Raw genomic sequence first — 15,620 nt, 5'->3', positions numbered from 1 at the left:
TTAATCATCCCTTCTAGTGTACGCCATACCTAGTACAAAGCCGCCATAAACGGGTTCATGCGTACCTTCTTCATATATAAAATTTATGTTTTTTGTTTTTAGTAAATCTAGTACAATTGCTTTTAAACCAGTCGCATTTTGGATAAATCCGCCTCTTAATACTAGTTTTACAGTTTGGTTAATTTTAAGTACTTTGATTGCTTTTTCTATACTTGAAACAATAGCTTTTGCTTGATTCTTGTATAGTTTTTGAACATAAGGTTTTGCATTTTCTAAATCGATATATTTAGCCAGCGATGCAATAGTTACCTTTGTTTCTTTGTGAGCAAATCCAATAATTTGTTCACGCGTTTTTAATTTAAATTGTTTTAGTACTTTCTTTTGAACAGAATTTGGATTTTTACCTTCATCAAAACGCATAAGTGCATCTTCTAATAGGTTAATGGATACGCCATATGCAGAACCATGATCTCCAAATATATGTCCAAAACCACCAAAACGATGTACTTTGTTTTGATCAATTGCATATGTAATTGAACCTGTACCTGCAACAGAGTAGATAAATGGCATACTTGGATCATAGTTTGAATATAATCCTAGATATGCATCTGGTACAACTTTAACTACTGTACCATATTTTTTTGTTAATTCTTGTTCAAATTTAGCAACATCAGGAATTCTTGAATAACCTGCGGCACCTAAAACAACTAAGTCAACTTCGACTTCATTTGTCATCGTTTTAATAAGCTCATCAATTGATAAAAGTGCTTTATCATAATCAACTGCAAAGTTAGATTGTCCAACAGTTAATTCTTTTATAACTTGTCCTTTCTCATCATAGATGATACCAAGCGTCTTTGTACCACCTGAGTCAATTGAAAGTATTTTATTACTCATAGGCAATTGGTGCCTTTCCATTAGGAACTAGAACACCTTTTAAGTACTTGATGCATGCTTCAATTGAGTTTGGTGTGTATTCATAGAATGCCACGTAGTTTTTAATATCTTTTGCATAATATAAATCATATGGATTTCTCAGTGCAAGAACATGAAGTTCTTTACCAAGAGTATTTAATGCTTCCATTAATTTAATTTGTGATTGATAAACGTTACCATTGTATGAAGTGAAAATAATTTGGTCATAGTTCTTAGCAAGTTCAACTAATCTATTAATATCTTCATCTGTTGGATTGATACCAACTTCTGCTTGTTTTAATGATGGAAGTTCAGCTTTGATACGTTTTCCAAGTGCTGAATTGAAGTCTGCTTCATCGGCAATTGTTGTAGCAATTGGTAATGTAGCAATCATTAATGCATTGTTTGATAAGACCAATCTTTCACCTTTAATTAAAGTTACGGCATTTTCAACAATATCACTTGATGCTTTCTTAGTTGCTTCATTCTCAACAATTGGTTTAACATCTTCATAAGTGCCATCTAAATCAACTGTTAAATCTTTCTTATATTTTAAGATACGTTCAACACGTTCATTTAAGATTTCTTCTGTTAATTCGCCAGTTTCTAAAGCTTTTGTTAAACGTTCTGATGCGCCAATTTGATATGGCATATCATGGCAGATACATACAAGGTTTGCACCAGCAACAACACTCATTAATGTTGCTTCGATTGCACCCCAAGTATTATGGATAGCTTTCATTTCGATACCGTCAGTAACAATTAATCCTTCAAAGCCCATTTCGCCTCTGAGAAGGCCAGTTAAAGCTTTTTTCGATAATGTAACAGGAAGTCCATTTTCAGTTAGTGCAGGGAAGACGATGTGTGAAGTCATAATGGCATGAATGCCAGCTTCAATCGCTTTTTTGAATGGTTTAAATTCAAACTTCTCTAATTCACTTAAAGGTTTAGTGACAGTCGGTAATGCTAAATGTGAATCAAGGTGTGTATCACCGTGACCAGGGAAGTGTTTTGCAGTTGCAACAACGTGATTTTGCATCCCTTTCATATTTGCGATACCAAATTCTGAAACCATATCTGGATTATCAGAAAAGCTTCTAACCCCAATGACTGGGTTTTTTGGATTATTGTTTGTATCTAAGACTGGTGCTAAGTTCATGTTAATACCAAGTTTGATTAATTCACGACCCATAGCATCGCCCATCTTATAGGCATTTTCAGAGTTGCCTGTTGCTGCCATTGTCATTGCACCTGGAAAGAATGTTGCATCCGTCATAATACGTGAAACCATGCCACCTTCTTGGTCAATTGTGATATACATAGGAATGCCTAATGCATCCATCGCAATTCTTTGAAGATCTTGGTTTAATTTGTATAATTGGCTAGCTGAAACGACATTTCTTGTGAATAAAAGTATATTACCTACTTTGTATTCACGAATTAAGTTTTCTAGTTCAGGAGTTACTTCTGTTCCATGAAAACCTGCAATAATCAGTTGTCCAATTTTTTCTTTTGTTGTTAGTGTATTAAGTTCACGCATATAGATGGTACCTTTCCTTGAGTTTAATAAATGCTTCTTCATCTTGTTTGAAACCATCAAAGATTGCTTCTAATGGTTTACCTAATTTTAAATCTTCATTTCCAGTTAATAAGTCAATCATTTGATGTTGACCTTCTCTCCAAGGTTCTCTAAATTCAAAACCTGGATAGTTTTTTTCAATCACTCTTAAGATTTGATAACCTGCCTTAACTGGTTCAAAGATATCTTTATCAATTAAGAAGATTTCAATACCTTGACATTGTACTTTTTCATGTTTAGAGAATGTCGGTGTAAAGAATGCAGGTCGAACTTTTATGCCTGGAATATTTAAACTATTGACTCTATCTGCTAAATCAAAGCCATCAATAAATGGTGCTCCGATTAATGAAAATGGTCTAGTTGTTCCTCTACCTTCAGAGACATTTGTCCCTTCAAAGATACAAGTTGCAGCATAAATATGTGCAGATTGATGGGTTGGTATGTTTGGACTAGGCGCAATCCACGGATAATTTGGTCCAACTGATTCTAAATCTCTTGTGTACCCTTCCATTGGAATTACTTCTAAATCACAACCAATACCAAATTCTTCGTTAAAGAGTTTTGCTAACTCTCCAACTGTTAGTCCATATCTTTGTGGAATTGAATAGTATCCCACAAATGAACGGTAATTTATATCTAGTAGATTACCTTCTACTCTTGACCCTAATGGATTAGGGCGGTCAAAGACGACGAATTTTAATCCGAATTCTTTGGCCGCCATCATCGCATAGGCCATTGTATAAATGTATGTGTAAAATCTTAAGCCTACATCTTGTATATCATAAGCTAGGACTTTTATATCTCCCACCATTTCAGCTGAAAGACGTCTAGTTTTCCCGTAAAGAGAATAGACATTTAAACCTAATTTTTGATCGAAATAACTTTCGAAATGCTCACCTGCTTCAACGTTACCAAAGATACCGTGTTCAGGGGCATATAGTCTAGTTAGGTTTACCTTGTCTTTTAAGATCAACGAGGTATAGACCAAATCAGAATTAACACCAGTCGGATTGGTGATTAAACCTACCTTTTTACCTTCAAATATGTATTTAAATTCATCAATGCGGTCGATACCTAATTTAATCATTTTTCTTTCCCTAAACTTTCTATAAATGTAGTGACTTTTCTAAATAAGAATGCATAAAGTAAAATTGGAATTGAAACTCCTGCAAAGAAGAAAAACACGATGGTTACTGGGAATGCAAGGAGTACAAATGGTACTAATATGATAAGAATTGCAAGTACTGTTCTAAAGATATATTTACCACTTAAGAAGAATGCAAACTTAATCATTAACCATGTATTTGTATTTGGATAGATAGTCATAATTGGTAATGTGTATAATGTGACAAATACAGCACTAATCACAAGTAAAATCATGACATAATAACCAATAATTGAAATGATGTCATTGTTTAGTTCTAGGTATGAAGAATAAATAGTCATATTGATCACACCTAATACAATTGCACCAGCAAGTAAGAAGCCAAGTTCTAGTTTCTTCTTAAAGTTTTCTTTAAAGAACTTAAAGAATCCTCTAAAAATCGGTACTTCTTTCTTTTCTAGGTATGAATTGAATAGTTTGTAACCTGCTAGAAAAGCAGGATAAATTGTAACAATTGGTAGTGAACAGATAACTACTAATAAGTTGATACACACAACTCTTAATACCCAGTCAGCAATCGTATTAATTTTTTGATATAATGAGCCTTCAAAATTCTTTTTCATTAGCCGACGATACCTGTTCTTTCAATAGATTCAACGAATTGTTTTTGTACGAATAAGTACATAATTAATAGTGGTAACATCATAATTAAGGCTGCAACATTTGAAATAGTCGCAAGGAAGAGTGGGTTTGACCAAATTTCTTGACCAATTAACTCTAATCCACCTGTATAGAATAAGGCAACACGTACGTTTTCAGCGACGTTTAACAACTCCATTGTAAGAATTGGGAATTCAGCCTTAGATACGTCGAAAACTTTAACAAAGTAAGTATCATTCCATTGCCATACAAAGGCGAATAATCCTACAGTGATAATTGCACCACGTGCATTTGGTAACATAACGTTCCAGAAAATTCTAAAGACGTTTGCACCATCAATTTGTGCTGCTTCTTCTAATTCTTTTGGAAGTCCCTTGAAGAAACTTCTGAAGATATAAATGAAGATACCAGACCTAATACCCATACCAAGACCACTCATCAAGTAAATCGATGATTCTTTACCAATCATGCCAATATTTCTAAAGTATAGGTATTGTGCAAGTGATAAAGCTTGTGGAGGTAAGATAATAGAAATTAATACGAACACGAATAAGATGTCAGATCCTTTGAACTTTAATCTTGAGAATGCATAACCAGCAAGTGCTGTTGATGCAATTTGTAAGACCATTGAAATTGCACTTAATTTGAATGTATTTAATAACGCATCCCAATAGTGCATTGCAATCGATGCAATTTTAAAGTTCATAGTTGACCAGTTTTTAGGAATCCACATAACCGTAGGGTCATTGGCATCCTGAGGCGCTCTAAACGCTAATAATAATTGTTGGACTGTTGGATACAGAATAACGAAACATAGCCCACCTAAGATTACTGCTCTAACTAATGCAAGTAAGAACGCTTGAATTTTACGTTTGCGGCGGATGATATCACCACGACGTTTTCTTTCATCCGCAAGTGTTAGGACACCTAACTCTAGATTGGCATTAACTTTCACGTTCATAATGAGATTCTCCAATTCTAAAGATTTTAAAGATTAAGAACACGACGATTAAGATAAGTAAGATCACACCGACATAAATCCATGCCATTGCTGAAGCTAAGCCCCATTCTTGTCTGTTTAATTCATTAGAAATAATTTCAGAAACAGATGATGTTAAGAAGGTATCAACTAAAGCGTAAATTGTAACAGTTAAAATATGTGGTGATACGTTTGGTAAAGTAATTAACCAGAACATTTCGTAAGGTGTAGCACCTTCGATTTTTGCTGCTTCATAAAGGTGTCCTGGAATTGATTGGATACTTGCTAAGAATAAGAGGATTGGTACCCCTGACAATGCAAGTATGGTATAAATTCTATCAATTAATCCAACAATGAAACCTACTAAGAACTCTGGGAACCCTGAGTTTAGAAGATAAAATTGTAAATCAAATAATTGAGTAATACCTTGTTGCTCCATGATTTGGCTAATAGCATCTCCCCCACCTAGCGCTGCAGTTACTGCTGCAGAGTTAAGAATAACTGGGATAAAGAAGATTGCACGAACAATACCACGGCCTTTGAAATCCATGTTTAATAACACAGCGATAAATAATGAGAAGATTAATAAAACTGGTAAGTTAATAACTGCGTCAGTCATTGTGTTAATGATCTCTAATCTAAAGCTTGAGTCAGTTGTTACATGTGTATTTAAGGCATATAGGAAGTTGTCAAAGCCAACCCATGTTTCTTGAATATAACCAACTTGCGCTTGTAAGTCGAATAAACTATAACGTAATGATTCAACAAACGGAATTAAGAATAGTACAACTAAACCAATCATCCATGGCGCTAAGAAGATTAATGCCCAAACGAGTTTTTCACGTTTATATGACATTTCATATTGTTTTTTAGGGGTATTTAATTGTTGATTAGCAGATGCTTGCATTATTGTGCCCCCTGTAATACGAGATAGTTCATAGCTGGAACGTGCTTATTATTAATAGTTACACCTGTTAAGTTGTAGTTAATTAATAGTTTTAAGCCGTTAGAATATGTAACTTCGTAAACGTTAGTTCTTACGCGAACGTGGTTTACTAATCTACCTTCTGCAATCTTTAGATTGTTTAAGGTTTCCATTTGATATGTAATCATATCTAACCAGTTCACATAGTGTGTTGACATATATTGGTTATGATCCGTGTTTAGAAGTTCTAAAGATGAATCATAAGATAATGTATATTTAAGATTGGACCCAGTTTCTAAGACCTTTAAGAATTGGTACTCAGGACTGCGTTCAGATGTAAGGTTAATTGATGATGTTGAATAGTCAACTAAACCAGATAACACTAATTGTAAAAGTGGAATTTGGTAATCGATTAACGCATAAAGTGTTGTTTGAGTAGGTAAGTCTGTAATGAACTTAGCGTAAGGAATAGCAAATGCTAATGGATTTTCTAACATTAAGTCTTGTTCTACTGATGCTAGGAATGCTTTTTGGATTGCAAGTGCATCTTGTTTGTAAATAACTTGGTCTTTTTCATATGAACCAACTAAAGATGAACCCATTAAACTTAGCGATAATTTATCAACGACATTACTTTGTTTGAATTTATCATATAAAGCTTGATAGTATAGTGGATTAATTAAGTTTTGTGATGAGTCAGAGGCTGGATCAAATTCTGTTTCAGCTAAACGTGATGGATAGTGATATCCAAAGTAAAGAGCTGACGCACCACGGATACGTTTTGCATTATATAAGAATTCATCAAATGCACCACGGAATCCATTAGATGCGACAAAGTTAACATTTTGATATAATTCGATACCTAAATCAGCTAAATAAGCATTTAAGTCTTCGAATCCTTCTTTCCCACCTAAGATTGATGGAATATCATTACGATCGTAAAGTTGGTTAGTTAACCCACCATTTGCAGCACCTATATATGAAATATTCATAGCCTCTACATTACGACGCTCTAATTCTTTAACGATGATTTTAGCTTGTTCAAATGTTGTTAATGTATCTAATGTTTGATAAGGAACCCCTAGGAAGAAGTCTTTCTTATCATAAGCCCCTAAGATTTCTGCTGTTAATGTTGGAACAGTTGTATTGTCTTTAGCAGTCATACCTAAAACATCTTGTAAGTATTGACGATAGACATTTGCAACACCAACATAGTTATTGTTAGCACCACTTAAGAACTTATAAGTTACTTCAAAATCTGTATGAACAATATCTTCTGTAACAAGATTAATACCGTATTTGTTATAACCAGTACCTAAGATGACACTTTCGATTTCTCTTAATTGGAATGAAGTATAAATCTTATTGTATGAGTCAACACGGTTTGAAATATCGGCAGAAATAAATGCCATAGCATCACCTTTAGTGATGATTGCTGCAAATCCACCTTCTTCTTTAACCATACCATATAATGGAATGTTAATTTTTTGTTGTTGTTCAGCCATTGCATAAGACATAGTTGCTAAATCTGCACCGTATAAACGTTTACGATAAACGTTTTGGCTTGTTTTGCCATTATTGAATTCAATAATCGCTCCACTACCATCAGGAACTACCATATAACCTTCAGTAGGTTCACCATTTTTTGACATTACCGCTGTACCAAATAATGGATATAAAGTAATTTCTGAAATAATGCCTAGTGATTCTTTTATTGAATCTCTAATGATTCTGGTTGAAATACCATCAGGTAGTAAAGATACTTCAATCGCTACTTCAAATTCAACTTGTTCTACAGTATCCTCAATACCGTACATAGCATTTTCTTCTTGAACACGTTCAAGTGTATAACCATATCCTGGATGTTCATCATTACCATAAAGCACTCGGTAAAGATTTCTTCTAACTGGTAAACTCATATTTGTGTTATAGTTACCAATTTCAAATGCTTGATATTCTTGGTTGAAACCAGTGTATGCAATTTGTTGTAGATATTCAGCATCTTCTGGTGCAAATTCTTCCATTTGTTCAATTGTAATATACTTAGGGAAGTAAAGGTATGTAATTTCTAAATCAACGATATGATAAAGAATTTGTACTGAGTTATCTAGATACTTAATAAAGTATGAACGTTCACCAGCTGGGTTTAAGATACCGGCTGGGTGATCAATTGATAAACGATAGTTATTAAGTGAGTTGATTGAACCACGGTCGTTGTAATAACTGATTTCTAAAGTAGATTTTTGTCTCCACTTAGCAGTATTTGTTGTGCCTGGTCTTGTATCATCGGCAGTTGGGTTTGAGTACCATGATTCACCTGTTGATTTATCTAATACTCTAATATATGATGTATTTTCATCAATGTATAATGCGAAATTATTATTTTCAGCAACAAGTTTATTTTGATCATTTAACTCGTTAGCATCAACAAAGCCTTCGCGTGTGAATTCTTCAGTTTGTGGGTATGCGTAAGTATTTTTTTCAAGTGGAATTCCAATAAGTGCGAATATCACAAGTGCAAATGCTAAGACGCCAATGATTAATTTGATGTAATTTCTTTTAAGCCATGTCATCATCGTCTTAACCCCAATTCTTGAATGATTGCTGAAATAAATGCGATAAATTGTTGAATTAGATCGAAGAATAATAATCCTAAGAACATCATTGCTAACATTGCAACCACAGTTAAGATGAATGCCCAAACAGTTTTAAACAAACCGTATTGGTGGATATTTAAAATACCCATGAATAACATCCAACCTGTTGCGAAGTATGCGATTCCCATGATTAATGAATAGAATGGCATTTCTTCTAATGTCATGTAGTTTGAAACTAATAATGCAGGAAAACCAATAATAATTAGTGGGAATAATGAATAGGCAGTAACCATAAAGATTTCTTTTAGGTTACCTTTACCTTCCATTAAAGTAGTCACTGACCAGTTACCGACTACGAATAAACCTATAAGTAGTGCTGCTGAGAATATTTCTTCAATATTATTTAAATCGAGTGGATTTCTTTCATTAATTAAGAACCCCTCGAATTGGAATGTTAAGATACGTAAGAGTGCAAATAATAACACAAATACGATCGCAACACTCATCTTACCCTTTTTATCGGTTTTAAATTCGTCATATCCATCAAATGGATGTGAAAGGATATATGTAGGGAATTTAATAAAATCTGTTAAAAAAACTTTTAGTTTTTCTCTCATTCAAAATCTTCCCCCTTTCTTCCTCTTTTAACTAACTTAACTGTGCCAATAACAACAGGGATTAAGACTATCGCACCGATAATATAACCGAAATTATCTTTTAAAATTTGATTGCGATATTGTTTGAATGCTTTTGAATAATAGAACTTATCTTTACCAACATTGAAATACTCAAGCGCTGTTTTGTAGTCACCTTTACGTAGGTAGAATTTACCAATACCGTTATAAGCAACTTCATAGTTTGTATTTAGTGTTAAAACTTCTTCCCAAACTGATGCAGCAAGCTCAAATTCACCTTGTTCATGATAAGCGATTGCTTGGTTAACTTTTTTACCAAACTCTGTGTGTTCATAAATGACAACTGTTGCTTGACGTTTGTCAAGAACTAATAAATAGTCATTTAGATAATCGATTGCAACACCTTCAGCAAAGCGGTCTGATTGAGAACCGATATCACCATTAATGTATAATAATGAACCTTCACTATCATAGGTAAATAAACGAGAACGTTTTTGATCTAAGACAGTGTAAATGCCATTCTTATAAATAGCAATGTCAACTAATTTTGATGGTCCATCAATAACATAGTTGTTCATACCGACAACAAATTCTATATCACCTTTTGGTACTTGGTAACCATTACGTTTTAAAACGTCGATACCTTTAGGGTTAATTAATTGAATCATGTTGTCTGAGTTGTTATCAGATGGTAATGATGTTGAATAGATGAAGTTCTTATCACTCATCGCAACGTTTGTATACTCAGTCGGTAGGAAACGTGGTAATTTAGCAATTTGTTCTTCTGTCATAAAACTTCTTTGGAAGATTTCAAGTGGTGTTAATGTTAATGGGTTTACACCAGTGTATCGGTTGAATGACCCATCGCTATCAAGTTCTAAAATACCTTCATAGATGTTTTTGGCAACAACATACATACGACCAGTTGAGTCAGTTGTAATCTTGATTGGTTCAAATTGGATATTTTCAAATGTTACGTCATCAACAGTGTCAAACACTGCGACAACTTCAAACATTGAATTTAATTTAATAATTCTAAAGTTAGATGAGTCAGCAATATAAATACCGTGTGATTTAACTTCAATTCCGCGAGGTTTATTTAAAGTTAAGTCCGCAGTTGATTTACCTTCTGAAATATATTTTTGTTTAAGTTCTGGTGATAACTTGAATTGTGTATAAGTTTTTTCTAATTCAAAGCGATCATTTACAACGATTAAACCATTGTTAAGTGATGAAATGATGTAAATTTTATTGTTGTAAACAATCATATCTTCAGCATCTTGAAGCATGTTTGTACCTAAAGATTGACCGTTAAAATACATCGCAAAAGTCATACCCGGAGCTGAATGAATGACATCACCATAGTATGAATAGTTATAGCGGGCTATGGTTGCCATTGTTGGAAGTGAAAATAGTAAGGTTATAAATGCTAATAATTTTAATCTCATAACTTACCTCCTACTTCATACCTGAATGGCTGAATGTTTCAACGATTCTAGATTGTGAAATAATGAAGAATGTTACTGGAACAATCATCATAATGAAGGCTACAGCCGCTACTGTACCTGAACGTTCAATAGAACCTTGTGCAATTTGACGTAATGCATATGATAATGGTTTTAATTCTTCTGAGAAAATGTATGTGCCACCATCTGCTGTCCATAATCTTTGGAATAGCAGAATGATTAATGTTAACCATGCTGGTTTAACAAGTGGCATAACGATTTGGAAGAAAATTCTATATTCTGACGCACCGTCAATTTTTGCTGATTCGATTAATTCAAATGGAATTTGTTCCATGAATTGCTTCATTAAGTATAAACCTAATGATGATGCAATCGCAGGAAGAATAATAGCCCAAGGCGTGTCTAACAGATTTAACCATGAAATCATGATGTAGTTAGGCGTTGCTGTAACTTGCGGTGCAAACATTAATGAGTACACAACAAGTGCGAAAATTAAATTTCTACCTGGGAATTTATATTTAGCAAGTGGGTAAGCACACATTGATGCAATTAAAACGTGGCCTACTGTACCTGTTAATGTGATAAAGATTGTATTAAAGAAATATCTTGAGAAAGGAATCCAAGAGTTACCAATTAACTCAGTTAAATCTCTGAAGTTTTCTAATGTAGGGTTTCTTGGAAATAGGTTAGGTGGGAAAACGAATAATTCATCTAATGGTTTGAAAGCATTAGACGCCGTCATAATTAACGGATAAGCTGAGAAGATACCAAATACTGCAAGTAATGCAAATAAGACGATGTCCCCTGCTAATGAACGGTTGATACGTTTTCTTTTCTTATACTTTCTTTCGAAGGCTTTTCTTTTTAGAAATTCTTGTATTTTGTTAGCCATTGTTATTCACCCATCCTTCTTAAAACTTTTCTCACGAGTAAGTTTGCACCAATCATGATAAAGAATAAGACTGTTGCAATTGCTGATGCATAACCTAAGTCGAATCGGATGGAACCATAGTCAACTAAGTGGGTTACGATGGTATGCCCTTCGTATTGTACCGATGGGAAACCTAAGAGTTGTTGTGATACTTCTGCAATCGCAAGTGATGTAGTAATTTGCATTACTGCACCAAATAATAATTGTGGCTTCATTGATGGAATTGTAATAAACCATAATTCTTGCCATCTGTTTTTAATACCGTCAATTGAACCTGCTTCATATAAAGTCTTATCAACTGATTGTAAACCAGCGATGAAGGCTAGGAATGATACCCCTAATGATAACCATAATTGAACAATAATAATAACAATTAACATCCAGTCTGGGTCTCTCAACCACAGAATTGGATTATCGATAAATCCAAAGTTCTTTAAAAACGCATTGGCATAACCGTGTAAGTCACCAGAGAAGATTAATAACCAGATAAGATACGCATTACCTGAAATCGATGGTGCATAGAAGATTAATGTCATAACTGCTCTTGCTTTTGGCTTAAGTTCATTAATTAACCACGCAAATACGAAAGCAAGTAAGTATGAAACCGGTCCGGTAACTACCGCTAAGATCAATGTATTTCTAATTGCAATAATGAAGATATCATCTTCTAAAAATAATTTTGTATAATTATCAAAACCAATAAAACGTGGTGCTTCTAACATATTGAAGTATGTGAAGCTGATGCCAAGTGACATCAAGACTGGAATTACTGTGAATAGGATGAAAAGGACAACATAAGGCGCTATTAATATGTAATGGTGCTTATGTGCCTTCATTTCTTCCCAAGTATATTTCATCTTTTGTTTAAATGGTATTTTGTTTACTTCTTGCATAAAATCCTCATTTCTAATCTAAACCGAATTCACGACGTTTCTTTTGAATCTCATCGTTGATCATTTGAACGTAGTCGTAAATAGTTTCTCTTGGATTCGCAGACTCATTGTAAACCAATCTAAATGCATTGTCTAAATGACGTCCAGTCATGTATCCACCTGCAACTTCAGGAATACCTTTGACCCAATCCCATTGTTCTAATAATTTGTTAAGTTCGTTTACAGTCCATGGGAGTTGTTTCATTGCTTCGACATTGGCTGTTGGGAAACGTGCTGCTGCCCCTAAAATACCTTCCATTTCACGGCCAAATCTCACTTGAGTTTCAGTAGATGTCCACCATTTCATGAATTCCCATGATGATTCTTTCTTATCTGATTGTTCAAGCAGAATTGCACCTGTACCAGTTGATACAGTTTCTCTTCTAATTTGGGTTTGACCATTATTATCTAGATATTCAGTACCTGGAACTGCGATGAAGTTCCATTTACCACGAATTTCTGGTGCGAATACGGATAAAGTATTATAAGTGTTGTAATATGTGATACCAATTGGCATTTGACCTGATCTAAAACGGTTAACAAAGTTTGCTTCAACTGGGAATGAATAGTCAGTGTAGAAACTTGTCCATGTTTCAAATATTTGTGGTCCTAATCCCTCATTAAATCCTGATTCAGTGTTGCCATTTATATAGAATTCACCATCATTTTGATAGAACATAGTTGAGAAAATTGGGTTTGGTGGGAGTGCTACTGTTGATCCTTCTGTTAATGGAACTGGTAAATAGAATTCAAGGTTATGTTTTTGAAGTGACGGAATCATTTCAGTCACTTCTTTCCATGTTTGTGGAGGAGTTAATTCTAATTCTTCAAAGATATCTGTACGATAGAACATCATTAAGAAAATTTGTTGTTCCGGTAGTGCATAGATTGAATCATCAATTGTATAAGGTGTCATTGCACTATCCATAAATCTCGTCTTAACATCTTCAAAATCACTAAACTTCGTTAAGTCGTAAACCGCATTACGAAGCGCATAATTGACTGGGATAGAATTTGATTGTCCAATCGCAACATCAGGACCCGAACCAGCGAGTGTTGCTGGTAGTAATGCTGATCCTGCAACCAGTTTTAAGTCAACTTGAATACTTGTTTGTGGTGCGAAAGTTTCATCAATTAATTTACGTAAAATGTTCGCTTGGTCTTGACCTAATGATAACCAAACTTCAATAGTTTCATTAACTTCACCAGTATCTCTTCTACCAACTGCAGAATAATCAGTTGTAAATGTTGCTAAGAACGCTCTAAAATCATACCAAGTACGCTCGAAGAACATTGCTTGTGTATCAGGTAATTTCGCACCTTCTTGATGCAATACCATGTAGTCAATTTCAATTGGTTGACTTGATAACATGATTACTAATGTACCTAATGATGAAATATTTGATACATACTCTGATAAGTTGTTTTGAATGTTTCTAGGTTTTTCTAAGAAGTCTTCTAGTTGTACGATTACTGTATCTAAGATACCAGTCTTTTCAGATCTAGCACCTGAAATAGAAATTAATGCTTCTCTAATAGCTACTAAGACATCACGTTCTTCTTGGAATCTAGCCATAAGGCTTGGAATACGAGAACTTAATTCGTAGTCACGATATGGGTCAGGTGAAGGACCTGTAAAGATTAAGATTTCACGGTAAATCTTATTTAAGTTATTAATAACATCCTGTAAGTCAGAAATAATTGTTCCATAAACCCCTAAGGATACTTCCATAGTGATTGTATGGCGACCAGCTTCAAGGTAGAATTGGAATGCTTCTGATTCTGTACCTAATGTTTGAGTACGCCAGTCACTTGAATATGAGAATACATAGTTTTCCATTTCAGCAAATGGAATTTCATCGTCGATATAGATGTTTCTAAATACGACCATACCAGTTGCCAATCTTTGTTTTACTCTCATACTAATGTTGTATAAACCAGTTTCTTCTACTTCAAATTCCCAAGAGATTTTATCGCCTGCTGTACCCCAGTTTGTTCCACCGATCGTGTTTAACTTAATTAAAGATGGATCAGATGGCATTGTTTTTGCACTGGTTCTATCATTTAAAGGATAAAGTGTTGGAGAAGTTGTGAAGTTAGCATCTTCAGCTTGGATGAATTGTAAATCACGATTTACAAATGAATATCCATTTTGTTGATACTCTGATTTAAGTGTTTCATAAGACTTGTAACCTTTAATAGATTGAATTTTAAATGATTCTATTAATAAAGGCTCACGGAGTGATTCAATCGTTAATTCGTTTGCACCTTCTTCAAAATAGAAATAGAAAGGTGAATCAATATAACCAAGTGAATCTTTGATATAGACTTCACTCCAGAATGGTTTTTCAATTTGTGAAGGTCTAATATCATTTCCTAAATAGTCTTGATAAATATCTTCTTTATTGCCATAGTATCTATGTAAAACAATGTTTTCTAGGGCAATAAATGGCGTTTCGCCATTAATTTTAATTGAACGTTCGATTGCTGATGCTTTACCTTCGTATGCAAAATAATTAATTTTGACATAGTAAAAACCAGCTGTGTCGATATCAAAGCGATATGTAAAGGAACCAGACTCTTCTGTAAGTAAAGATTGTTCTACCCCTTCATGTCCTAAGACAATTTGATATTCCCCTTCATGATCGACAAAATCAGTACCATAAACAGTGATGTCAACATTCTGTGGAAAAGAAGCCTCATGGCTTGCCACATAGTTTTCATAATTTTTTACATATGATTCATCGGATGATTCACGTTCACTCGTGATATTGACTGTACGGTTGTATTTTAAATAGTTAGTATCTGTTGCAATTCCAATCGCATCAATTACTAAATATAAAATAATTGCGATACAGCCTATTAAAGCAAAAATATGTAATTTTTTCAAAATCTC

The 15,620-nt window shown here is 34.0% G+C and carries 12 protein-coding genes; all 12 read right to left on the bottom strand.

Translation table 11 applies throughout. From position 1 onward, the window contains the following. Genes PG914_RS02980 through PG914_RS02925 form a run of 12 tightly spaced genes read right to left on the bottom strand, consistent with a single transcriptional unit; the run spans window position 1 to window position 15,614 of the window. A complete protein-coding gene (locus tag PG914_RS02980) occupies window positions 1-897 on the bottom strand; it encodes an N-acetylglucosamine kinase (protein WP_488822230.1) in 897 nt (298 codons plus the stop codon). After that, window positions 890-2,455, bottom strand: a complete 1,566-nt coding sequence (locus PG914_RS02975) for a glycoside hydrolase family 3 protein (RefSeq protein WP_488822229.1) — start codon at window positions 2,453-2,455, stop codon at window positions 890-892. Before PG914_RS02975 ends, PG914_RS02980 begins: the two co-directional genes overlap by 8 nt. After that, window positions 2,448-3,581: an exo-beta-N-acetylmuramidase NamZ family protein gene (locus PG914_RS02970; protein WP_488822228.1), complete on the bottom strand. Its 1,134-nt coding sequence runs from the start codon at window positions 3,579-3,581 to the stop codon at window positions 2,448-2,450. The genes PG914_RS02975 and PG914_RS02970 overlap by 8 nt, the downstream gene beginning before the upstream one ends. Continuing rightward, window positions 3,578-4,222, bottom strand: a complete 645-nt coding sequence (locus PG914_RS02965) for a DUF624 domain-containing protein (protein WP_488822227.1) — start codon at window positions 4,220-4,222, stop codon at window positions 3,578-3,580. Before PG914_RS02965 ends, PG914_RS02970 begins: the two co-directional genes overlap by 4 nt. Further along, entirely contained in the window at window positions 4,222-5,220 is a 999-nt protein-coding gene (locus PG914_RS02960) for a carbohydrate ABC transporter permease (RefSeq protein WP_488822226.1), read from the bottom strand. Before PG914_RS02960 ends, PG914_RS02965 begins: the two co-directional genes overlap by 1 nt. After that, complete coding sequence (locus PG914_RS02955; RefSeq protein ID WP_488822225.1) at window positions 5,204-6,145, bottom strand: carbohydrate ABC transporter permease; 942 nt, start codon at window positions 6,143-6,145, stop codon at window positions 5,204-5,206. The genes PG914_RS02960 and PG914_RS02955 overlap by 17 nt, the downstream gene beginning before the upstream one ends. Continuing rightward, the gene (locus PG914_RS02950) at window positions 6,145-8,739 is read right to left on the bottom strand and encodes a DUF5696 domain-containing protein (protein WP_488822224.1); all 2,595 of its coding nucleotides are present in this window, start codon (window positions 8,737-8,739) and stop codon (window positions 6,145-6,147) included. The genes PG914_RS02955 and PG914_RS02950 overlap by 1 nt, the downstream gene beginning before the upstream one ends. Next, entirely contained in the window at window positions 8,736-9,377 is a 642-nt protein-coding gene (locus PG914_RS02945) for a YIP1 family protein (RefSeq protein WP_488822223.1), read from the bottom strand. The genes PG914_RS02950 and PG914_RS02945 overlap by 4 nt, the downstream gene beginning before the upstream one ends. After that, the gene (locus PG914_RS02940) at window positions 9,374-10,843 is read right to left on the bottom strand and encodes a hypothetical protein (RefSeq protein ID WP_488822222.1); all 1,470 of its coding nucleotides are present in this window, start codon (window positions 10,841-10,843) and stop codon (window positions 9,374-9,376) included. Before PG914_RS02940 ends, PG914_RS02945 begins: the two co-directional genes overlap by 4 nt. Before the next feature lie 10 nt (window positions 10,844-10,853). Then, complete coding sequence (locus PG914_RS02935; protein ID WP_488822221.1) at window positions 10,854-11,753, bottom strand: carbohydrate ABC transporter permease; 900 nt, start codon at window positions 11,751-11,753, stop codon at window positions 10,854-10,856. A gap of 2 nt (window positions 11,754-11,755) precedes the next feature. Beyond that, entirely contained in the window at window positions 11,756-12,685 is a 930-nt protein-coding gene (locus PG914_RS02930; RefSeq protein WP_488822220.1) for a carbohydrate ABC transporter permease, read from the bottom strand. Between the two features lie 13 nt (window positions 12,686-12,698). Continuing rightward, window positions 12,699-15,614, bottom strand: a complete 2,916-nt coding sequence (locus PG914_RS02925; RefSeq protein WP_488822219.1) for an extracellular solute-binding protein — start codon at window positions 15,612-15,614, stop codon at window positions 12,699-12,701. Window positions 15,615-15,620 lie beyond the last annotated feature (6 nt).

This window comes from Acholeplasma sp. ORD1043, assembly GCF_057808485.1.
The sequence above is the reverse complement of the archived record's forward strand: the minus strand, read 5'-3'. Positions and strand labels throughout refer to the sequence as shown.